24 protein-coding genes are annotated in these 20,184 nt (G+C 66.5%); 16 read left to right on the forward strand and 8 right to left on the reverse strand.

The window, feature by feature from the left end; genetic code table 11:
- The first annotated feature begins 3 nt into the window (after positions 1–3).
- The 8 genes from H3H39_RS26550 (at position 4) to H3H39_RS26585 (ending at position 5,730) form a co-directional block, all read left to right on the forward strand.
- On the forward strand, positions 4–855 hold the full coding sequence (locus H3H39_RS26550; protein ID WP_182157468.1) for an urease accessory protein UreD: 852 nt from the start codon (positions 4–6) through the stop codon (positions 853–855).
- A gap of 12 nt (positions 856–867) precedes the next feature.
- The gene (locus tag H3H39_RS26555; protein ID WP_182157469.1) at positions 868–1,170 is read left to right on the forward strand and encodes an urease subunit gamma; all 303 of its coding nucleotides are present in this window, start codon (positions 868–870) and stop codon (positions 1,168–1,170) included.
- A gap of 90 nt (positions 1,171–1,260) precedes the next feature.
- Positions 1,261–1,587 carry an urease subunit beta gene (locus H3H39_RS26560; RefSeq protein WP_182157471.1) on the forward strand — a complete coding sequence of 109 codons (327 nt, stop codon included), beginning with the start codon at positions 1,261–1,263 and terminating at the stop codon, positions 1,585–1,587.
- Position 1,588: 1 nt separating this feature from the next.
- A complete protein-coding gene (gene ureC, locus H3H39_RS26565; RefSeq protein WP_182157473.1) occupies positions 1,589–3,289 on the forward strand; it encodes an urease subunit alpha in 1,701 nt (566 codons plus the stop codon).
- A gap of 16 nt (positions 3,290–3,305) precedes the next feature.
- Complete coding sequence (gene ureE, locus H3H39_RS26570; protein WP_182157474.1) at positions 3,306–3,812, forward strand: urease accessory protein UreE; 507 nt, start codon at positions 3,306–3,308, stop codon at positions 3,810–3,812.
- The gene (locus H3H39_RS26575; protein ID WP_182157544.1) at positions 3,812–4,492 is read left to right on the forward strand and encodes an urease accessory protein UreF; all 681 of its coding nucleotides are present in this window, start codon (positions 3,812–3,814) and stop codon (positions 4,490–4,492) included. Before ureE ends, H3H39_RS26575 begins: the two co-directional genes overlap by 1 nt.
- 21 nt (positions 4,493–4,513) lie before the next feature.
- Positions 4,514–5,161 carry an urease accessory protein UreG gene (ureG, locus tag H3H39_RS26580; RefSeq protein ID WP_182157476.1) on the forward strand — a complete coding sequence of 216 codons (648 nt, stop codon included), beginning with the start codon at positions 4,514–4,516 and terminating at the stop codon, positions 5,159–5,161.
- Entirely contained in the window at positions 5,158–5,730 is a 573-nt protein-coding gene (locus H3H39_RS26585) for a HupE/UreJ family protein (protein WP_182157490.1), read from the forward strand. Before ureG ends, H3H39_RS26585 begins: the two co-directional genes overlap by 4 nt.
- Positions 5,731–5,767: 37 nt before the next feature.
- Here the strand turns inward: H3H39_RS26585 and H3H39_RS26590 are convergent, their stop codons facing one another.
- Positions 5,768–6,388: a 1-acyl-sn-glycerol-3-phosphate acyltransferase gene (locus tag H3H39_RS26590; RefSeq protein WP_182157492.1), complete on the reverse strand. Its 621-nt coding sequence runs from the start codon at positions 6,386–6,388 to the stop codon at positions 5,768–5,770.
- A gap of 233 nt (positions 6,389–6,621) precedes the next feature.
- Between H3H39_RS26590 and H3H39_RS26595 the strand changes: the two genes are divergently transcribed.
- The 7 genes from H3H39_RS26595 to H3H39_RS26625 all read left to right on the forward strand — a co-directional run bounded on the left by H3H39_RS26595 (position 6,622) and on the right by H3H39_RS26625 (position 14,558).
- On the forward strand, positions 6,622–8,010 hold the full coding sequence (locus tag H3H39_RS26595; RefSeq protein ID WP_182157493.1) for a sigma-54 dependent transcriptional regulator: 1,389 nt from the start codon (positions 6,622–6,624) through the stop codon (positions 8,008–8,010).
- Between the two features lie 384 nt (positions 8,011–8,394).
- Positions 8,395–10,155, forward strand: coding sequence for a hypothetical protein (locus H3H39_RS26600; RefSeq protein WP_182157495.1), 1,761 nt, complete (start codon positions 8,395–8,397; stop codon positions 10,153–10,155).
- Positions 10,156–10,223: 68 nt separating this feature from the next.
- Complete coding sequence (locus H3H39_RS26605) at positions 10,224–10,679, forward strand: hypothetical protein (RefSeq protein WP_182157497.1); 456 nt, start codon at positions 10,224–10,226, stop codon at positions 10,677–10,679.
- The gene (locus H3H39_RS26610) at positions 10,676–11,359 is read left to right on the forward strand and encodes a C39 family peptidase (protein ID WP_182157499.1); all 684 of its coding nucleotides are present in this window, start codon (positions 10,676–10,678) and stop codon (positions 11,357–11,359) included. The genes H3H39_RS26605 and H3H39_RS26610 overlap by 4 nt, the downstream gene beginning before the upstream one ends.
- Positions 11,360–11,373: 14 nt before the next feature.
- On the forward strand, positions 11,374–11,928 hold the full coding sequence (locus tag H3H39_RS26615; protein WP_229218330.1) for a hypothetical protein: 555 nt from the start codon (positions 11,374–11,376) through the stop codon (positions 11,926–11,928).
- Positions 11,929–11,979: 51 nt separating this feature from the next.
- Complete coding sequence (locus tag H3H39_RS27685; protein ID WP_220461686.1) at positions 11,980–13,506, forward strand: acetate kinase; 1,527 nt, start codon at positions 11,980–11,982, stop codon at positions 13,504–13,506.
- 83 nt (positions 13,507–13,589) lie between these two features.
- Entirely contained in the window at positions 13,590–14,558 is a 969-nt protein-coding gene (locus H3H39_RS26625; protein ID WP_182157500.1) for an MBL fold metallo-hydrolase, read from the forward strand.
- 154 nt (positions 14,559–14,712) lie between these two features.
- Here the strand turns inward: H3H39_RS26625 and H3H39_RS26630 are convergent, their stop codons facing one another.
- From H3H39_RS26630 to H3H39_RS26640, 3 genes are read right to left on the reverse strand one after another with little or no spacing between them, the layout of a single operon-like run.
- Positions 14,713–15,774 (reverse strand): alkene reductase, encoded by a 1,062-nt coding sequence (locus H3H39_RS26630; protein ID WP_182157502.1) that lies wholly within the window; start codon positions 15,772–15,774, stop codon positions 14,713–14,715.
- Between the two features lie 49 nt (positions 15,775–15,823).
- Entirely contained in the window at positions 15,824–16,120 is a 297-nt protein-coding gene (locus H3H39_RS26635) for an ArsR/SmtB family transcription factor (RefSeq protein WP_182157504.1), read from the reverse strand.
- An 18-nt stretch (positions 16,121–16,138) separates the two neighbouring features.
- Entirely contained in the window at positions 16,139–16,384 is a 246-nt protein-coding gene (locus H3H39_RS26640) for a hypothetical protein (RefSeq protein WP_182157506.1), read from the reverse strand.
- 50 nt (positions 16,385–16,434) lie between these two features.
- On the opposite strand from H3H39_RS26640, the gene sugE reads away from it, so the two are divergent.
- The gene (sugE, locus tag H3H39_RS26645) at positions 16,435–16,752 is read left to right on the forward strand and encodes a quaternary ammonium compound efflux SMR transporter SugE (RefSeq protein WP_182157508.1); all 318 of its coding nucleotides are present in this window, start codon (positions 16,435–16,437) and stop codon (positions 16,750–16,752) included.
- Between the two features lie 108 nt (positions 16,753–16,860).
- On the opposite strand, the gene H3H39_RS26650 is transcribed toward sugE, so the two are convergent.
- From H3H39_RS26650 to H3H39_RS26665, 4 genes are all read right to left on the reverse strand, one after another.
- Complete coding sequence (locus H3H39_RS26650; RefSeq protein ID WP_182157510.1) at positions 16,861–17,625, reverse strand: substrate-binding periplasmic protein; 765 nt, start codon at positions 17,623–17,625, stop codon at positions 16,861–16,863.
- An 86-nt stretch (positions 17,626–17,711) separates the two neighbouring features.
- Positions 17,712–18,671: a M14 family metallopeptidase gene (locus H3H39_RS26655; protein ID WP_182157512.1), complete on the reverse strand. Its 960-nt coding sequence runs from the start codon at positions 18,669–18,671 to the stop codon at positions 17,712–17,714.
- A gap of 31 nt (positions 18,672–18,702) precedes the next feature.
- Positions 18,703–19,170 carry a hypothetical protein gene (locus H3H39_RS26660; RefSeq protein WP_182157513.1) on the reverse strand — a complete coding sequence of 156 codons (468 nt, stop codon included), beginning with the start codon at positions 19,168–19,170 and terminating at the stop codon, positions 18,703–18,705.
- Positions 19,171–19,283: 113 nt separating this feature from the next.
- Positions 19,284–20,174: a pirin family protein gene (locus tag H3H39_RS26665; protein WP_182157515.1), complete on the reverse strand. Its 891-nt coding sequence runs from the start codon at positions 20,172–20,174 to the stop codon at positions 19,284–19,286.
- Positions 20,175–20,184 lie beyond the last annotated feature (10 nt).

Here is a 20,184-nt window from a genome sequence, read left to right on the forward strand (position 1 = left end):
ACCATGCCCGATTGCATCGCACCGACCGAAGCGGCCGCCAGCCATAGCGCCTGGCAGGCCAGTCTCGCGCTGCGATTCGCCGACGATGCCGGTACCACCCGCCTGATCGATAACACCCACGTGGGCCCGCTGCGGGTGCAAAAGGCGCTGTACCCGGAAGGCGGCGCCGTGTGCCACGCGATCATCGTCCATCCGCCCGGCGGCGTAGTGGGCGGCGACCAGCTTGCCATCGCCGTCACTGTGGGCGAGCTCGCGCGGGCCTTGCTCACCACGCCCGGCGCGGCCAAGTGGTACAAGGCCAACGGCAAGCGTTCACGCCAGACGGTGCTGCTGGAGGTAGGCCAGGGCGGGTCGCTCGAATGGCTGCCGCAGGAAACCATCTTTTTCGACCAGGCCGACGTTGCGCTGGAACAGACTATCCACTTGGCCGCCGACGCCCGCTATATCGGTTGCGAAATTCTTTGCATGGGCCGGCGCGCATCGGGCGAAACGTTCGCCACCGGCTGCGTGGCGCAGCGCACGCAAATCCGCCGCGACGGCAAATTGATCTGGTGGGAGCAGGGCGCCTTGCTGGGTGGCCGGCTCGATAGTCCGCTGGCGCTCAATGGCCACACCGTCTGCGCCACGCTGATCGCCATCGGCGCGCCGCTGCCCGCATCGCTGCTGGACGAGCTGCGCGCCGGGATGGCGGCCGATACGGCGTTCGGCATCACCCAAACCAGGGGCGTGCTGGTGGCGCGCCATCTGGGCGACGACAGCGAGGCCGCGCGCCGCACCATGCTCGCCGTGTGGCGCCGCGTGCGCCCCCATCTGCTGGAACGCGCGGCCGTCACGCCGCGCATCTGGCAAACCTGAACTGGAACCATCATGGACCTGACCCCACGCGAAAAAGACAAACTGCTGATCTTCACGGCTGGCCTGCTGGCCGAGCGCCGCCTCGCGCGCGGCTTGAAGCTCAATTATCCGGAAGCCATCGCGCTGATTACCTGCGCCATCATGGAAGGGGCGCGCGATGGCAAGACGGTGGCGCAGCTGATGTCCGATGGCGCCAAGATCCTGACCCGCGCCGACGTGATGGAAGGCGTGCCCGAGATGATTCCCGACATTCAGGTGGAGGCCACTTTCCCGGACGGCAGCAAGCTGGTGACCGTGCATCACCCGATTCCATGAATGTGCCGATGATCTCGGCCCATTCCCCACGTGCCCGTGGCCCATCCGGCCGACGACGCACATTATTTTTCTGTTTTTAAGGAGCCCTTCATGATCCCCGGCGAATATATGCTCGAAGAGGGCGAAATTGGTTTGAATGTGGGACGCGAGACGGCCACCGTGGTGGTCCATAACCGCGGCGACCGGCCGATCCAGGTCGGTTCGCATTTCCATTTTTTCGAAGTCAATTCCGCCCTCGGTTTCGAGCGCTGGAAGGCATATGGTATGCGCCTGAACATTGCGGCCGGTACCGCCGTCCGTTTTGAGCCGGGCCAGCAGCGCACCGTTGAACTGGTCAAACTGGCTGGCGACCAGGAGGTTTACGGCTTCAACGGCGCAGTGCAGGGCAAACTGAAATCCACTCCACCCAGGAGCTGATATGGCGACTATTTCGCGCCAGGCTTACGCTGAGATGTTCGGCCCCACCAAAGGGGACCGCATCCGGCTGGCCGACAGCGAGTTGTTTATCGAGATCGAGCACGACTACGCCACCTATGGCGAGGAAGTGAAATTCGGCGGCGGCAAGGTGATCCGCGATGGCATGGGCCAGTCGCAGCGCGTCCACGCGCACGTGATGGACACGGTCATCACCAACGCCGTCATCGTCGACCACTGGGGCATCGTCAAGGCCGACATCGGCCTGAAGGACGGCATGATCGCGGTGATCGGCAAGGCCGGCAATCCCGACATCCAGCCCAACGTGACGATGGCCATCGGCGGCGCCACCGAGATCATCGCGGGCGAGGGCATGATCGTCACGGCCGGCGGAGTCGATACGCACATCCACTTCATCTGCCCGCAGCAGATCGAGGAAGCGCTGATGAGCGGGGTGACCACCATGATAGGCGGCGGCACCGGCCCGGCGGCCGGCACCTCGGCCACCACCTGTACACCAGGGCCTTGGCATTTGCACGCGATGTTGGGCGCGGCCGACGCCTTCCCCATGAACCTGGGCTTCCTGGGCAAGGGTAACGTGAGCCAGCCGGCGCCGCTGGAGGAGCAGGTGCGGGCCGGCGCCATCGGCCTGAAACTGCACGAGGACTGGGGCAGCACCCCGGCCGCAATCGACAACTGCCTGTCGGTGGCCGACCGCATGGACGTGCAGGTGGCCATTCACAGCGACACCTTGAACGAGGGCGGCTTCCTGGAGCACACGCTGGCCGCCTTCAAGGACCGCACCATTCACACCTTCCACACCGAGGGCGCGGGTGGCGGCCATGCGCCGGACATCATCGCGGCCGTGGGGCAGGGCAATGTGCTGCCGTCGTCCACCAATCCCACCCGCCCCTACACCGTCAACACGCTGGACGAACACCTGGACATGCTGATGGTGTGCCACCACCTGGACGCGGCCATCGCCGAGGATGTGGCGTTCGCTGAATCGCGCATCCGGCGCGAGACCATCGCCGCCGAGGATATCCTGCATGACCTGGGCGCCATATCGATGATGTCGTCCGATTCGCAAGCCATGGGCCGGGTGGGCGAGGTGATCATGCGCACCTGGCAGACGGCGCACAAGATGAAACTGCAGCGCGGTCCGCTGGCGCCCGATACGGCCCGCAACGACAACTTCCGCGTCAAGCGCTACGTGGCCAAGTACACCATCAACCCCGCCATCACGCACGGCATCGCGCACGCCGTCGGTTCGCTGGAGCCGGGCAAGATCGCCGACCTGGTGCTGTGGAAGCCGGCCTTCTTCGGCGTCAAGCCGTCGCTGATCCTGAAGGGCGGCATGATCGCGGCGGCGCAGATGGGCGACCCCAACGCCTCCATCCCCACGCCGCAGCCGGTGCATTACCGGATGATGTTCGGCGCCTTCGGCGGCGGGCTGAAAAAGTCGTTCACCTTTGTCTCGCAGTCTGCGTTCGATGCGGGCATCGGCGACCAGCTCAAATTGAACAAGACGCTGATCGTGGCGAAGAACATGCGCGCGCTGCGCAAGGCCGACATGATCCATAACTTTGCCACGCCGAAGATGGAAGTCGATCCCGAAACCTATGAAGTACGCGCCGACGGCGAGCTGCTGGTGTGCGAGGCGGCGGCCGTGCTGCCAATGGCGCAGCGCTACTTCCTGTTCTGACTACGCAGGGGAATCCATGCTCACATTGCATACCAAACTGGCCAACGCCAACGCCGGCGAGATCGCCGCGCAACTGGTGCTGCCTTATGAACTGCGCGAGAAATGCCGTCTGCGCGCCACCCTCGACACGGGCGAGGAGGTGGCCGTGTTCACCGTGCGCGGCACCGTGCTGCGCGACGGCGACCTGCTCACGGGCGAGGACCGGCGCGTGGTGCGGGTGGTGGCGGCGCCCGAGCCGACCTACAAAGTGACCTGCGCCGACGCGCAGGCCCTGCTGCGCTGTGCCTTCCACCTGGGGAACCGGCACACGCAGGCGCAGGTGGGCGATGGCTTCCTGCGCATCCGCGCCGACGCCGTGCTGAAGGACATGCTGGCCGGCCTGGGCGCGCGCGTGGAGGAGGAGATGGCGGCCTTCGAGCCGGAGTCGGGCGCCTATGGTGGCGGCCATGGCCATCACGACCATCATCCGCTGGCGCCGATCCCGCTGCGCCAGAAGATCCACCGTCCGGGCGACACGGCATGATGCAAGCGTCCGCCCTGTTGAATTTGCTGCAGTTCGCCAGTCCGGCCTTGCCGATCGGCGCGTACAGCTATTCGCAGGGGCTGGAGGCGGCGTTGGAGCATGGCATGGTGCGCGACGCCGCGTCCGCGCGCGCGTGGATCGCGCGCCACCTGCACGAGGTGGTGGCGCAGTGGGAAGCGCCCGTGTGCTGGCGGTTGATGCGGGCCTACGCCCAGCGCGACGCGCAAGCCGTGGATGCCTGGACGGAGCGCTTCATCGCCTCGCGCGACAGCGCTGAATTTCGCGCCGAGACGATCCAGATGGGCTATTCGCTGGCCCAGTTGATCGGGCAACTGGAGATCGCCGATGCGGACTTGCTGGCGCTGTTGCGGCGCGCGCCCGAAGTGCCGCTGCCAGCGGCCTACGCCTGCGCCGTGGCCGCGCTGGACATGCCGCACGAGGCGGCGTTGCTGGCCATGCTGTTCGCCTGGGCCGAGAACCAGGTGCTGGTGTGCGTGAAATCCGTGCCGCTGGGGCAGGTGGCGGGGCAGCGCATGCTGCTGTCGCTGCGGCCCGAGCTGGAGGCGGCCGCGCGCTACGCGCAAACCGTGGCCGATGACGATATGGGCAACTGGGCGCCCGGCCTGTCACTGCTGTCGCTGCGGCACGAGGCGCAGTACAGCCGCTTGTACCGGTCCTGATTTGAGAGAGAGAACACCAATATGACAACCATCACTTCCAATCCGCTGCGCGTGGGCATAGGCGGCCCGGTAGGTTCGGGCAAGACAGCGCTGTGCGAGATGCTGTGCAAGGGCATGCGCGAGCAGTTCGACATGGCCGTCATCACCAACGACATCTACACCAAGGAAGACATGGAGATCCTGCTGCGCGCCGACGCGCTGCCGGCCGAACGGCTGATGGGCGTGGAGACGGGCGGCTGTCCGCACACAGCCATCCGCGAGGACGCCTCCATCAACCTGGAAGCGATCGCCCGCATGCAGGCCGATTTTCCCAACCTGGACTTGATCCTGGTGGAGTCGGGCGGCGACAACCTGGCCGCCACCTTCAGCCCGGAGCTGTCCGACCTCACCATCTACGTGATCGACGTGGCGGGTGGCGAGAAGATCCCGCGCAAGGGCGGCCCCGGCATCACCCGTTCCGATCTGCTGATCATCAACAAGACGGACCTGGCGCCGTACGTGGGCGCCAACCTGGACATCATGGCGCAAGATGCTAAACGCATGCGCGGCGCGCGCCCCTTCCTGTTCACCAACCTGCGCAGCGGCGAAGGCGTGGCGGCCGTGATCGATTTCATCCGCGAGCAGGGCTTGCTGGGACCAGACCATCACATCGCAAAGGAGCTCACATGACATATCTCAAGCCATTCCTGGCCGGGGCGCTGGCGCTGGCCTGCCTGCCCGCGCTGGCCCACCCGGCCGCCGGGGCCCATGCGCACGGCTTCGCGGCCGGTTTTATCCATCCGTTCACGGGCCTGGACCATGTGCTGGCCATGCTGGCCGTCGGTATCTGGAGCATGCGCCAGCCGCACGCGCGCATGCTGCCGCTGGCCTTCCTGGCGATGCTGTTCGTGGGCGTGGTGACGGGTGTGGCCGGTCTGGAAATTCCGGAACTGGAAACCGGCATCGCGCTGTCGGTGGCGGTGCTGGGGGTGCTGATCTTCGTGGCCGCCCGTTTGCCTGCCGTCGTGGGCGCGCTGATACTGGCGGCGTTCGCCGTCCTGCACGGCAACGCGCACGGACACGAGATGCCTGAGGTGGCCAGCGCTATGGGACTGCTGTTGGCCAGCGCGCTGCTGCTGGAAACGGGGCGCTTGCTGGCCCGCGTCAGCCCGGCGCTCTTGCTCAAGCTGGCCGGCGCCATGATCGCGGCGGCCGGGGTGATGCTGGCGGCAGCCGCCGCCGCGGCGGGATTGGCCTGAGCACGGGCGCGGTTTTGCTGAGCGCGCGGCGCGGTATTTATTTGTCGCGCGGTTCCTGGCGGCGTTCGGACAGGACGATGGGCGCCGCCTTTTCCGGGTACAGGCCGAGGTGGCCTTCGTAGCCGGCGCGGATGGCGGCCAAGTCGGTCTCCTGGTCGCCCGTCAGGTGCACATGGTCCACCAGCCCCAGCGTCTTGTTCGGGAAATCGATGTAGACCAGCACCAGCGGCACCTTGGCTTCCAGCGCCAGGTGGTAAAACCCGCTCTTCCAGTTGGGGCGGTAGCTGCGCGTGCCTTCCGGCGTGATGCCGACCCAGTACCAGTCGGCCGCGTTCATGCGCGCCGCCTGCGTTTTGATGGTGCCGCTGGGCGTGCCCCGTTCCACCGGCTCGCCGCCCAGCGAGCGGAACCATTTGCCCAGTGGCGACTTGAACAGGGAATCCTTGGCCAGCCAGCGGAACGGCAGGTCGAGCGCCCATTTACCCAGCAAGCCGACCGGGAAATCCCAGTTCGACGTGTGCGGATAGATCACGCAGATGCCGCGCGGCCCCGGCAGCGGCCGGTACAACATGCGCCAGCCGAACAGGCCCAGCAGGCGCAGTGAGGCGCGCTGGCGCCAGGTGGGCAGATCACTCGGCCGCAAGAGATAGTCGGTCATGCTCATCACCCCGTCGTTCTTATAGTTTGTTTTAATTTCACTATTGACAGGCTGGCATCTCGCTAGTCAAAAAATCCGCCCGCATTCTATCCGGGCGGGGCCGGAGCGGCAAGCGCTTCCACCGCCCACCCATGCCGAGGCCGCCTTATCAAGGGAACAATAGGACGCTTTCCCGGTCAAAACTAGTCACGCCGGTCAAACTGTGCGGCGCGGACTTCGTGAACGGGTGGTAAATGAACGCGACTCCCATTTTATGCCTGGCCTTGGGCCAGCATGGCGTGCTGGACACGGCGGCGGCCGCCTTGTCCGGCTGGACGCTGTGCCCGGCGAAAGGGCTGGCCGAGGCGCGCCGGGCCCTGCGCATGCGTCCCGCGCCGGTCGGGCTGCTGCTGTTCGATGACCATCCGCACGGGGAGGACGCGCTGGACGCCTTCCTGCGCGAGCATTGGTACATGCTGTGGATCGCCGTGTTTCACCCGCCGGCACTGCTGCTGCCCGTCTGGCGCCGCCTGGTGCAGGAGCATTGTTGGGATTTCCATACCTGGCCGCTCGATGCGGCGCGCCTGTCCTATGCGCTGGGCCACGCGCAGGGCATGGCTTCCTTGCGGGGCGGGCCGCCGGGCGGCGCCGGCGCGCCCGGCTCGCCTGAGGGGGCGGAAGGGCCCCTGTCCGCGCCGGACGCCGCGCTGACGGGGCACAGCGCGGCCATCGTGCGCTTGCGCAACCAGATCGGCAAGGTGGCCGGGGCCAGCGCGCCCGTGCTGATCTGGGGCGAGAGCGGCAGCGGCAAGGAGCTGGTGGCCAAGGCCGTGCATCTGTGCTCGCCGCGGGCGGCCGGACCGTTTGTGCCCGTCAACTGCGGCGCCATGCCAGCCAGCCTGATCCAGTCCGAACTGTTCGGTTATGAACGGGGGGCGTTCACCGGCGCGGCGCGCGAGAAGCGGGGGCTGATCGAGTCGGCCGAGGGCGGTTCCCTGTTTCTCGACGAAATTGGTGATTTGCCGATGGAATTGCAGGCCAACCTGTTGCGCTTCCTGCAGGAAAAGACGATCTGCCGGGTCGGCGCCACCCGCAGCATGGAGGTTGATGTGCGCGTGATCGCCGCCTCGCACGTGCAGTTGCAGCAGGCGGTGCAGCGCGGCGCGTTCCGCGAGGACCTGTATTACCGCCTCAATGTGCTGGCGCTGGACGTGCCGCCGCTGCGCGAGCGGCGCGACGATGTGGCGGCGCTGGCCGAACACTTCTTCCGTCTTTATGCGGCCGAGCGCGCGCCGCGCCTGCGCGGCTTCAGCGCCCGGGCCATGCAGATGTTGCGTGAGCATGACTGGCCCGGCAATGTGCGGGAACTGATCAACCGCGTGCGGCGGGCCATGGTGATGGCCGAGGGACGGCTGATCTCCGCGCAGGACCTGGGACTGGCCGATGGCGTCACCGGGCCGGACGGGGCGCCGCTGGGAGATGCCCGCAGCCGCGCCGAGCGCGACGCCATCGACGCTTCGTTGCTGCGGGCGGGCAGCAACATGACGGTGGCCGCGCGCGCGCTGGGTGTCTCGCGCATGACGCTGTACCGGCTGCTGGCCAAGCACGGCATCCCGCCGCCGTCGCGGGCCAGCCAGCCCTGATGTATCGCTGAGGCGCCACGGAGGTACCGCTGAGGCGCCACGGATGTGCAATTGCAGTGTCACCGGCATGTTACAGCTTGCGCCTGGAAATTTTTCAGTCGCGGGAACGGGCGCTGCGCTATGACGCCTCATGCGACTTCCGCCGCCCCCCGCCGGCTGTCGCCGTCCAGTCCGCTCGCCGCTGTCACACGGATGAGACAAACAGGCGGCCGATACACTGTGCGTACCTCGTCGATGATTGAAATACGCGGCAATATATTCTTGTTTTTCAGGGACTTGCCGTCGGCGCACGGCAGGTGGCATCAAGCTTGCGGTGACTGGCTGGCCGGGCATTACGCCCGGCCAGCAACTTACCGATCAACCCTTGGAAGCTAGGAAACAGCCATGAAAAGAACTCTGATCAGTACGGCCATCGCGCTCGCGTTCAGCGTCAGCGCGTATGCCCAGACGACACCGCCTACTGTGTCGACCGCCCAATCGGGCGCCGGTGCGATCGCCAACGACAATGCCAGCGCCTCGCAGGACAGCAGCAGCAACCGCAATAACGACAGCAGCAGCAACCGTAACAACGACAGCAGCAACAAGAATGATAACAACAGCAGCTCCGGTGGGGCCGCTGCCAGCGCTGCTGGCGCTGTGTCCGCCAACAACGGGGCCGCTGCCACGTCCACCTTCAGTAATTCGTTCAACAATTCCAACGCCACGGCCACCAGCACACTGAACGGATCGGTCAGCAACAACTCCGTCCAGAATATCGGCAACACGGCCAGCAACGCCGGTAATACCACCGGTGGCGCCGCGGCCGGCGGCACGGGCGGTACCGGCACGGGCGGCATGGTCACCGCCACCGGCGGCACCGGTGGCGGCGCGGCGGGCGGCAATGGCGCCGCTGGCGGCATTGGCGGCACGGCCACCAATGGCAGCGCCAGCAATGGCGATGCGTATGGCGGTGGCGCGACTGGCGGTGCCGGCGGTGGCGGAGGCACGGCGGCCAATGCCACCAGCGGTGCCGGCGGTGCGGGCGCGGCCGGTGGCGCCGGTGGCGCCGGCGGCAATTCCGGCAATGCGGGCGGCGGTGCGGGTGGCATGGGTGGCGCGACGGGCTTGGCCACCGGCGGCGCGGGCGGCAACGCTGGCGGTTCGACCGGCGGCGCCGGCGGCGGTACCGGCGTGGCCAATGGCGCCAATGGCGGCATGGGCGGCAGCACGGGCAACGCCGCCGGTGGCGCTGGCGGTGGCGGCGGTACCGGCGGCCTCGGTGGTGCCGGCGCGGCCGGAGGCGGGGCCGGCGGCGGCACCTCCACGGCCAGCAACATGCCCGGTGCCGGCGGCGCCACCTCCGGCGGCGCCAGCGCGACCAACAACCATGGCGCCCCGGGCGAGACGACGCCAGGCACGCCACCAAGCCAGGCGGCCAGCGCGTCGACGGGCAACAGCACGGGCGGCGGCGCGACCTCGGGTGACAGCAACAGCACGGCCGGCGCGTCCACCGGTGGCGCCGGTGGTACGGGCGCGGCCGGTGGTGCCGGTGGCGCCGGGGCGGCGGGCGCCGCCGGTACCAACACGGCTGGCGCAGGCGCGGCCGGCGGCGCAGCCACCAGCGGTGCCGGTGGTGCCGGCGCGGGCGTGAACAACACGGCGGGCGCGGGCGCGGCGGCGACCACCGGCGCCGGTGGCGCGGGTGCGGCCGGTGGTAATGGCAGTACTGCCGGTGGCGCCGGTGCGGCCGGTGCGGCCGGCGGCAATGGCGCGGCCAGCGGCATGGCCCAGAACACGGGCGGCGCCGGCGCCGGTGGCGGCACGGCCACGGGCGGCAATGGCAGCAATGGCAACCCGAGCAACGGCAGCGCCACCGCCGGTGACGGCGGTGCCGGTGGTGCTGGCGGTGGCGGCAACACGGGCGGCGCCGGCGGCGCGGGCGGCACCAACACGGCTGGCGCCGGCACGGGTGGCGCTGGCGCGGGCGGCACGGGGGGCGCGTCCGGCAATGTCTCGGTGGACGCGGGCACGTTCAACATGTCCAACACCATGAGCAATGTGGGTCAGTCGGCGGCCGGCGTGATGGTCGTCAACCAGAACAGCGGGATCGCATCGCTGGTACAGCAAAGCGTGAACGTGCAGGCCAACTTGCAGGTCGGTAAGTAGTGCGCGGTGGCGGCGGCGGACCAGGGCAACGGCCCGCCGCCGTCCATCACTTCCAGACAGAGGACGATATGCACATTCGACAACATTCTATCGGTGGTGCTTTGGCCTTGGCCGCGTGCCTGCAGGGCGTGGCCTATGGAGAGGCGGCCGATACCAGTGACATAGCCCAGCCGGCCATCATGCCGATCACCGCGCCGGGGCCGGTCCCCGTGACGGTGCTGCTGCCAGTCGTGTCGCTGGCGGCGGCAACGGCGTCGGGCGACGCCGATGACGCCCCATTCGGGGTGGCCCCGTTGGCGGCGGACCGGCTGGCCCAGCTGCGCGGCGGAACGGATACGGTGTGGAACGACATGAAACTCAACGGCGCGGTGGCGGGCAATACGGCCGTCAACGTGGCCACGGGCGCCAACATCATCACCAACGGTTCGTTCAGCAATGCTTCCGGTTTGCCGGTGGCGATACAGAACTCGGGCGCGAACGTGTTGATCCAGAACGCGACCATTATCAACGTGCAACTACAATGAAACGCGCCGCTATCAGCCTGTTGGTACTTGCCGCCTTGTGTGGCCGGATGGCGCGCGCCGTCGAGCTGGAATTGCCGGCCGGGGGCGGCTCTTTCGCGCCCCCCGTCGCCAGCCTGAAGGCCATGCGCTACCAGAGCACGGTGCATCAGCAGTTTGACTTCAGTTGCGGCTCGGCGGCCGTGGCCACCTTGCTCAGCTATCACTACGGCTACCCGGTCGATGAACAGCACGTGTTTACGGAAATGATCAGCCACGGCGACCAGGCGAAGATACGGCGCGAAGGGTTCTCTTTGCTGGACATGAAGCGCTACCTGGCCCAGCACGGCTTTACGGCCGATGGTTACGAGTTGCCGCTGGCCAAGCTGGTGCAAGCGCGTTATCCGGCCATCGTGCTGGTGTCGGACCACGGTTATCAGCATTTTGTCGTCGTCAAGGGCGTCGCCGGGGGACGGGTGTTGCTGGGCGACCCGGCCGCAGGCACGCGCGCCATGAGCGAGGCGGCGTTCGAGGCCATCTGGCGCAACCGGCTGCTGTTCGTGATACACGGCTGGCGTGGCGCGGCACGCTTCAACGCGGTGGCCGACTGGCGCGCCGCGCCGCAGGCGCCATTGGTGGACGCGTTCGAGAGCCGCGGCCTGGCCGATGTCACGCTGCTCAAGAACGGCGCAGGCAATTTCTGAGGGAGCGTGCGGCTATGCCAATTTTGCCTATGTCGCCAACGTCGCCAGCATCGCCGGCGCCGCCAAGCCCGTCGCGCCTGCCGTACCTGCGACCGGTGTTGCTGACGTTGTGCCTGTGCTGTGCGCCGGCCCTGGCCCACGACACGCCCGACGACTGGGTGGCCGTGGATGACAGCCGGCTCGAGGCGGCGCGCGGTGGCCTGGACGCGGGCAATGGCTTGATTTTGTCGCTAGGTGTAGAAAGATTGGTTTCGATCAATGGCAACGTCGTGGCAAGTAGTAACTTTACTCTTTCCGACGTGGGCAAGGTGGTGGCGGGCCATGGCGCGCTGGCCGGCGACGCGCTGGCGGCGTTGACGCTGGTGCAGAACGGCGCGGGCAATGTGTTCGACGCCACGCTGACCGGGCAGGCGGCAGGGGCGCTGGTGATCCAGAACAGTGCCAGTGACCAGTTGATCCGCAGCCAGACGACCATCAGCACGGTCGTCAACAGTTTGTCCTTGCTCAAGAGTCTGAATTTCGAAGGCGGCCTGCGCGATGCGCTCAGCAATGCCGTGCGCCCGAAGTAGGGCGCGGCCGCCGCCTGTGGCCTTGGCGCCACCCACGCTTGGGGAGAGACAATGGCATACCGCGAGAAGGTGCGTATCAGTTCGATAGGATTGTCCGTGGTGCTGTGCAGTGCGCCTGTGCTCGCGCAGCAGGGCGGGGCGGCCGGCCAGGAGCAGACGGCGGCTGGCGTGTCGCTGACTGAGTTGCAGGTGCGGCTGCGGGATATGCAGCAACAACTGGCCGAGCAAAAGGTGCAATTGCAGGCGCTGCGGCGCCAGCTTGAGCAGGGCAGGGCCGGGCCGGAGGATGGCGGCCCGGGCGGCCCGGGCAGCCGAGTTGGACAGGGCGGCCAGGCCGGCGCGGCGTTCGCCGTCTCCGACACGCACTTGGCGGCACAACGCGGAACGGGGCAAGGACAAGTTCAAGGACCAGGATTAGCGCAAGGGCAATCGCCAGCGCAACCTCAACCTCAACCTCAACCTCAGGGACAAGCGCAAGGACAAGGACAAGGACAAGGACAAGGACAAGGACAAGCGCAAGCGCAAGCGCAGGGGCAAGGTCAAGGTCAAGGACAAGCTCAGGTGGCCGGGCCGGCGGCGGGCAGCAGACCCGTGGGCGAAGCGCCGCCGGGCGAGGGCCGCCCACCCGAGGTGGCGCCCCTGTTCGAGCAGCCGGGCGTGCTCACGGCCAAGGGCCACTACGTGCTGGAGCCGTCGCTGCAGTTCGGCTATTCCTCCAGCAACCGGGTGGCGCTGGTCGGCTACACCATTATTCCGGCCTTGCTGATCGGCTTGGTCGATATCCGCGAACTCAAACGCAACACGACGACGGCCACGCTCACGGGGCGCTATGGCATCGGTCCGCGTACGGAAGTGGAGCTGAAAGTACCCTATGTGTACCGTTCCGACAGCACGGTCAGCCGCGAAATCCTCACCGGCACCGGGGTGGACCGGGCCTTCGATACCAGCGGCAAGTCGCTGGGCGACGTCGAACTGGCGCTGCGCCACCAGTTCCGGCGCGGTGCCAGCAGCGAGGCTTATTACATCGGTGGCCTGCGCCTGAAGACCCGTAGCGGCAAGGATCCGTTCGACGTCGTCACCGATTGTGTGACCCGTTGCGTGGGTCCTGACGCCACCGGCACGGGCTTGCCCTTGCAGTTGCCGACCGGTTCCGGTTTTTATGCGCTGCAACCGAGCCTCACCTGGCTTTATCCCAGCGATCCGGCCATCCTGTTCGGCAGCGTCAGCTATCTGCACAATTTCCGGCGCAGCAACGTGATGCGCCAGGTGCTGAACGGTCAGTCCGAGCCGCTGGGCACGGTGGCGCCTGGTGGTGTGTTCGGCTTCAACTTTGGGGTGGGGCTGGCGCTGAACGACAAGCTGGCCATGAGCTTTGGTTACGACCACAGTTCCATCGCCCGTACCCGCCAGAACGGCCAGCCCGTGCCCGGTTCCGTGCGCACCCAGCTGGGCACGTTGCTGATGGGGATGTCCTATCGGCTCAGCGAGCGGCGCACCATCAACGTGGCCGTGGGCGCGGGCTTGACCCGCGACACGCCGGATGTGCAACTGTCGGTGCGGCTGCCCTTCACGTTTTAGGCGGCTGTTCAAAGCGAGCTCAGCAGGAACCTTGCGGTTCAGGTATCTTAGTGTTCCTGGCAACTTCTTTACAAAGGGAACACATGATTTCGACCACGCTCTCCATCCCGGCCCGTGCCGCCCTGGGTCTGGCCATCGCCGCCGCCATCTGCGCCGCACCGGCCCAGGGGGCCGCGCCCCTGGCCAAATTCCAGGCGCCGGGCTTTTACCGCGCCATGCTGGGCGATTTCGAAGTGACCGTGCTCAATGACGGCACGCTTGAGCTGCCCGTCGACACCTTGCTCAAGATGCCCAAGCAGAAGGCCGACCAGGCGCTGGCCAAGTCGTTCGAGCACAGCCCGCTGGAAACGTCGGTCAACGGCTACCTGATCAACACGGGCGAGAAACTGGTGCTGGTGGACGTGGGCGCGGCCGGGCTGTTCGGTCCCACGCTGGGCAAGCTGGTGGCGAACCTGAAGGCGGCCGGTTACCAGCCCGAGCAGGTCGACGAAATCTACATCACTCATTTGCATCCGGATCACGTGGGCGGGCTGATGGCCGATGGCCAACGCGTCTTCCCCAACGCCGTGGTGCGGGCCGGCAAGGCGGACGCCGACTACTGGCTCAGCCAGGCCAACCTGGACAAGGCGCCGGCCGAGCAGAAGGGGTTCTTCCAGGGGGCCATGGGCGCGCTGGGGCCGTACGTGCAGGCCAATAAGTTTCTGCCGATCACAGGCAACACGGAACTGGTGCCGGGCGTGAAGTCCTATGCCAGCGCCGGCCACACGCCGGGGCATACCACCTACGTGGTGGAAAGCAAGGGCCAGAAGCTGGTGCTGCTGGGCGACTTGATGCACGTGGCGGCCGTCCAGTTCGACGCGCCGGCCGTGACCATCGCGTTCGATACGGACAATAAGTCGGCCGCTGTCCAGCGCAAGGCGGCTTTTGCCGACGCAGCCAAACAGGGCTACCTGATCGGCGCGGCCCACCTGCAATTCCCGGCCCTGGGGCATCTGCGCAGCAGCGGCAAGGGCTATCAGTTCGTGCCAGTCAACTATGAGATTCCCCGCTGACCGGGTGTCGCGGCGGTAAACGGGAACAGGGCGCCACGGCGCCCTGTTTTACTTGGCAGGTGTTGCGTCCCCACGCCCATCACGTCCCAAATTCATCAGTGGCCGTGGTGGGCGGGCAACGTGCCATGAGGCGCCGCGGCGCCCCGTGCCTGTTTTACGCCACTTCCAGCGCCGGGTAGTCGGTGTAGCCTTCTTCCGTCGAATGGTAGAAGGTTTCCATCTTCCATTCGTTGAGCGGCGCGTCCAGTTGCAAGCGGCGCGGCAGGTCGGGATTGGCGATGAAAGCCTTGCCGAACGCGATCGCGTCGGCCGTGCCAGCGTCGAGCACATGCTGGGCGGTCTGCTTGTCCATCTTCTCGTTGGCGATGAACACGCCACCGAACTCGCGCTTGATCATCGGCGCCAGGCTGTCGTCACCCACCGCTTCGCGCGCGCAGATGAAGGCGATCTTGCGTTTGCCCAGTTCGCGGGCCACGTAACCGAAGGTGGCGGCCGGGTCCGAGTCACCCATGTCGTGGGTGTCGCGGCGTGGCGCCAGGTGCATGCCCACGCGCTCGGCACCCCACACAGCGATGCAGGCGTCCGTCACTTCCAGCAGCAGGCGGGCGCGGTTTTCGATCGAGCCGCCATAGTTGTCGGTGCGCTGGTTGGTGCTGTCTTGCAGGAACTGGTCGAGCAGGTAGCCGTTGGCGCCGTGTACTTCCACGCCATCAAAACCGGCCAGCTTGGCGTTTTCCGCCGCCTTGCGATAGGCGGCCACGATGCCCGGCAGTTCGGCCGTCTCCAGTGCGCGCGGCACGGGGAAGGGGCGTTGCGGACGCAACAGGCTCACGTTGCCCTTGGCGGCGATGGCGCTGGGCGCGACCGGTGGCTGGCCGTCGAGGAAGGATGGGTCGGAAATGCGGCCCACATGCCACAGTTGAGCAAAGATGCGGCCGCCGGCCGCGTGCACGGCGCTCGTCACCAGCTTCCAGCCTTCCACCTGCTCATCCGACCACAGGCCGGGCGTGTCCGCGTAACCCACACCCTGGGGCGTGACGGCCGTCGCCTCGCTCAGGATCAGGCCGGCGCTGGCACGCTGGGTGTAGTACTTGGCCATCAAGGCGTTGGGCACGCGGCCGCCGCCGACGGCGCGGGAACGGGTGAGCGGCGCCATGACAATGCGGTTTTTCAGGGTGAGGTTGCCGATGGTGATGGGGTCGAACAGATTTGCCATGATGAGTTCCTTAAAAGTGCCGGACCAGGCCGGCGAGGGCGTGCCCCGTTCAGAGGCCCGTATTCATGTGGTCGAGAAAAGCCTGGATGGTCGCTTCATCGCGCTTGAAGTAATTCCACTGGCCAACCCGGTACGACACGATCAGCCCGGCCTTTTGCAGCGTGGCCAGGTGGGCCGACACGGTCGATTGCGACAGTGCGCAGCGGCGGTCGATCAGGCCGGCGCACACCCCCAGACTGAGCGGGTGTTGCTGGTCGGCGAAAAATACTTCCGGCTCCTTGAGCCACGCCAGGATCTGGCGTCGCATCGGGTTGGCCAGCGCTTTGTGAATTGCATCGATATCCATGATTGCTCGCTTGTTTCGTCACAGGACGATATATGTATCGGTTTTTACCGATTTCAATATCGCCATATTACGATATAAATCGAAAGCGTGCTGGCGGTGCTCCAAAATGGTGGTAAAGGTGAAGGTGAAGGTGAAGGTGAAGGTGAAGGTAAAGGTGAAGGTGAAGGTGAAGGTGAAGTTGAAGTTGAAGTTGAAGTTGAAGTTGAAGTTGAAGTTGAAGTTGAAGGTCCCGGTCCTGGTCCTGGTCGCGGTGGTGGCAGGCAAGCCGGCCGGGGCGGTGCTACACTGCGGCCTTGCCGAATAAGGAGATGACGTTGACCTGGTTGATTTTGATACTGGCCGGCCTGCTGGAAGTGGCCTGGGCCGTGGGACTGAAGTACACGGCGGGATTTACCCGGCCCGTGCCGTCCGTGTTGACCCTGCTGGCCATGGCGGGCAGCGTAGGCTTGCTGGGATTGGCCCTGCGTAACTTGCCCCTGGGAACGGCCTACGCCATCTGGACCGGGATCGGCACGGTGGGCACCGTGATTTTTGGCATTATCGTGCTCGGCGAACCGGCCAGCGTGGCCCGGCTGGTGTGCATCGCCATGATCGTGGCCGGCATCCTCGGCCTGAAACTGGCCACGGCCTGAGCAACTGACCATGGCCTGAACGACCGGCTTCGCCCTGAGCAACCGACCACGGCCTGAACCACCGGCCGCGCCCTGGGCAGCTGGCCACGGCCTGCGCGGCCCGGCCCGTCAGCGCGCCGCACTCCAGCGCTCGTAAATTCGGTTCAGCTCGCCATTGGTCCTGAGTTTGAGCAAGGTCTGGTCCAGCAACTGGGCGGTGGCGGGCGGCGTTTTCTTGCTGACCCAGAAAAAGACCGGTTCTTCCTTCAGCACGCCTGGCACAATACGAATCTGGTCCCGCATGCCAGTCTCGCGCAGGATCCAGTTCAACGACAGCTCGTTCATGTAAAAGAACCGTCCATGGCCGGCGATGATCTTCTTCAGGTTGACCATATTGTCGCTGGAGCTGTCGTCCACCTTCAGGCCCAGCGCCCGCAATTGATCCGAATAGCCGGCCCCGCGCGAGGTATTGATCAGCGGCTTGAGCTTGATCAGCGCGTCCAGGCTGTCGACCTTGACATGATCGCTGGCGGCCGCCGCCACCCGGTGCCGTACCATGTATAGCGGCTTGCCCACGATGTTGGCGATGGCGCGCCGGTGCGCCGTGTCCAGTAATGCGCAGGCGCAAGTCACGCTGCCTGCCGCCAGCCCTTGTTCGATGACGGGGAGGGAACGGAATTCGTGCTGGCCGGTAAAGTGCAACCGCGGCTCCGCCTTCTCGATGGCGTGCAGGATGTCGGGACACATGCCCTCGCTGTGGTCGCCCCGGTCGATCCACTTGGGCGGCAGGCTTTCCTGGGCCTGCACGGTCAGCGTGATCGCCCCTGCACGTGCGAAGGCCGGCCATGCGGTGAAGGCGGCGGTCGCCAACAATAGTAACGCAGGGATATGCATGTTGCCTCCTGCGACGATTCTAGACGCATCGCCCGCAGCGCGCCACCATTGCATGGCGTGGGCCGGACCAAAAAACATCGCCCTTGTCAAAGGCCCGGGCTGGGGCGGGCCAGGTAATACCATTCGCAATTGGCCCCGGCTGCGCTATCGGGGAACAGCATCACCCCATCGAAGCCAGCCAGCACGGGCGTGCCGTCGGCGCGGCGGCCGATTTCCTCGCCCTGGCGTACCGGGTCGAAGCTGGCCCAGTCGCGGCTGAAATGGTCGCCGGCATGGTGCTTGTCATGCACTTCGGCCATGCTAAGCACGTCCAACTGCGCGTCGGGCAGCGCTTCCGGAGCCGCCGTGTCCGTCAAGCCGAGGAAGGCCAGCGTGTTCAGGATCGCCTGGTAAGCCACGTGTGGCGCCTGCGGATCGGCATGCTGGCCGCATTCGAGCGTAAGGGCATAGCCGCCTGTGCTGCGCATGTATTCCGTGGTGCCGACGCCGTAACGCAGCACCAGGTCCAGTTGGCTGTCGCCGCGCAGACGCCGTTGCACGCCCTGGCCATAGGTGCGCAGCCAGCCCTCCACGCAGCGGCGTACGCCCAGCCGCCGCGCCAGTGCCCGTTCCTGGCGTGCGTGCTGGAATGGTTCCAGCGGGCCATTGTTGTCGCGCGGCCCCACCATCACGAACGGCTGGCTGTGGGCGTTGAACGAGTGCAGGTCCAGCAGCACGTCATGGCTGGCTAGTAGCGGACACAGCCAGTTGGCCACGTGGTCCTCGAAGTCCTGCGGCGCGGCATTGGGGAACAGGTTGCGGTTCAGGTTGCGGTCGCCGGCCCGTTCACCCTTGGCATAGGCAAGGGGATTGGCCACCGGCACCAGCGTCAGGCAACCGTTGGCGATGTGCAGGGCGCCACTGTCGAGTTGCGCCATCAGGCGTTCGATGGCGCGCGTGCCGCAAGTCTCGTTGCCATGCACGGCGCCCAGCACGATCAGGCGTGGGCCGTCCCCCTGGCCGCAATATTGCACGGATTTGAATTGGATTTGGCTGGCTGGGTTCATGCGTTTCTCCGCCGGGGTGGCCGCGCCATGCTCAGGGGCGGGCGTCGATCACGTCGAATGGCGATTGCATGCTGCCGAGGTAAGCCATCAGACTGCGGGCCCGCTCGCCATCGTCCTGACCGTCGGTGCTGGCGATGGCTGCGCGCAGGCCCGGCAAGACTTCCATCACGTGCGGGCTGCGGTAAGCCTCGATCAGCAGCAAGGCCAGCTCGGTGGCGCGGCCACGGTTGTTGCGCATGCGTTGTTCCAGCGCGGCCAGCAGCGTGCGCTGCATGCGCGGCGTGGGATTGGTGATGTAACCGAACACCAGCGGCGTGTTGGCGATCGCTTCGCACAGCCGGTTTTCGATTTGCTCCGGTTTGACGTCGGAGGCGATGTCGAAGTACGCGCCGTTCCAGCGCGTGCGCGCGTAGGGATGGCCGGGCGGAAAAGCGTCGGCCGTCTCGAAGCCGCACACGCGGCTCAGGTGGCGCAGCCAGGCGAGGAGGGTGGAAGTCATGGCGTTATTTTAGCTGCAATACAACGCCAGCGGCAGTGCGGATGGGGAGTGAAAAGAAACCAGCCCCGGGTTTGCGCAACCCGGCGGCTGGTGTGATCGATGTGACCGCAATGTCAGACTTGGGCTTCCTCGCCCAGGCGGCCGGCGCGGAAGTCTTCCACGGCCGCGAAAATCTCGGCCTGGGTGTTCATCACAAACGGGCCGTATTGCGCGATCGGCTCGTTCAGGGGCTGGCCCGCCAGCAGGATGACCCGGCTGGCCTCGGCAGCGTGCAGCGTCACGCCATCGGCGCCGGCCGTGTTGGCCAGGATCGCCATCGCCTTCGACGGCACCGCTTTGTCGCCCACCGTGACCGTGCCCCGGTAGGTGTACAGGAAAGCGTTGTGGCCTTCCGGCAGCAACTGGCTGAAGCTGGCGCCGGCCGGGATCTCCAGGTCCAGGTACAGCGGTTCCGTCACCTCGCGCTGGACGGCGCCGTCCACACCATGGCTGCGCCCGGCGATCACCCGCACCGTCACCCCTTCGGGCGTGGTGTAGCGGGGGATGTCCGCACCGTTGAAGTCGCGGTACCACGGCGCGCGCATCTTGTCGCGCGCGGGCAGGTTCAACCACAGCTGGAAGCCTTCCATCACGCCTTCCTCCTGCTCCGGCATTTCCGAATGGATCACACCCCGCCCAGCCGTCATCCACTGCACGCCGCCACTGGTGAGCAAGCCTTCATGGCCGGCGCTGTCCTTGTGGCGCATGCGTCCGGTGAGCATGTAGGACACGGTTTCAAAGCCCCGGTGCGGGTGCGACGGGAAGCCGGCGATGTAATCGTTGGCCTCGTCGCTGCCGAACGCGTCCAGCATCAGAAACGGGTCGAGGCGGCGCTGCAAGGCTTGGGTCAGGACGCGGTTGATCTTGACGCCGGCCCCATCCATCACGGCCTGGCCGTGGATCAGGCGTTCCACCGTGCGGCCTTGCTGCACTGGTTCGGATACGGCAGTCGTAGTCTGTGTCATCACTTTCTCC

Source organism: Rugamonas apoptosis, from assembly GCF_014042355.1.
Taxonomy (GTDB): Bacteria; Pseudomonadota; Gammaproteobacteria; order Burkholderiales; family Burkholderiaceae_D; genus Rugamonas; species Rugamonas apoptosis.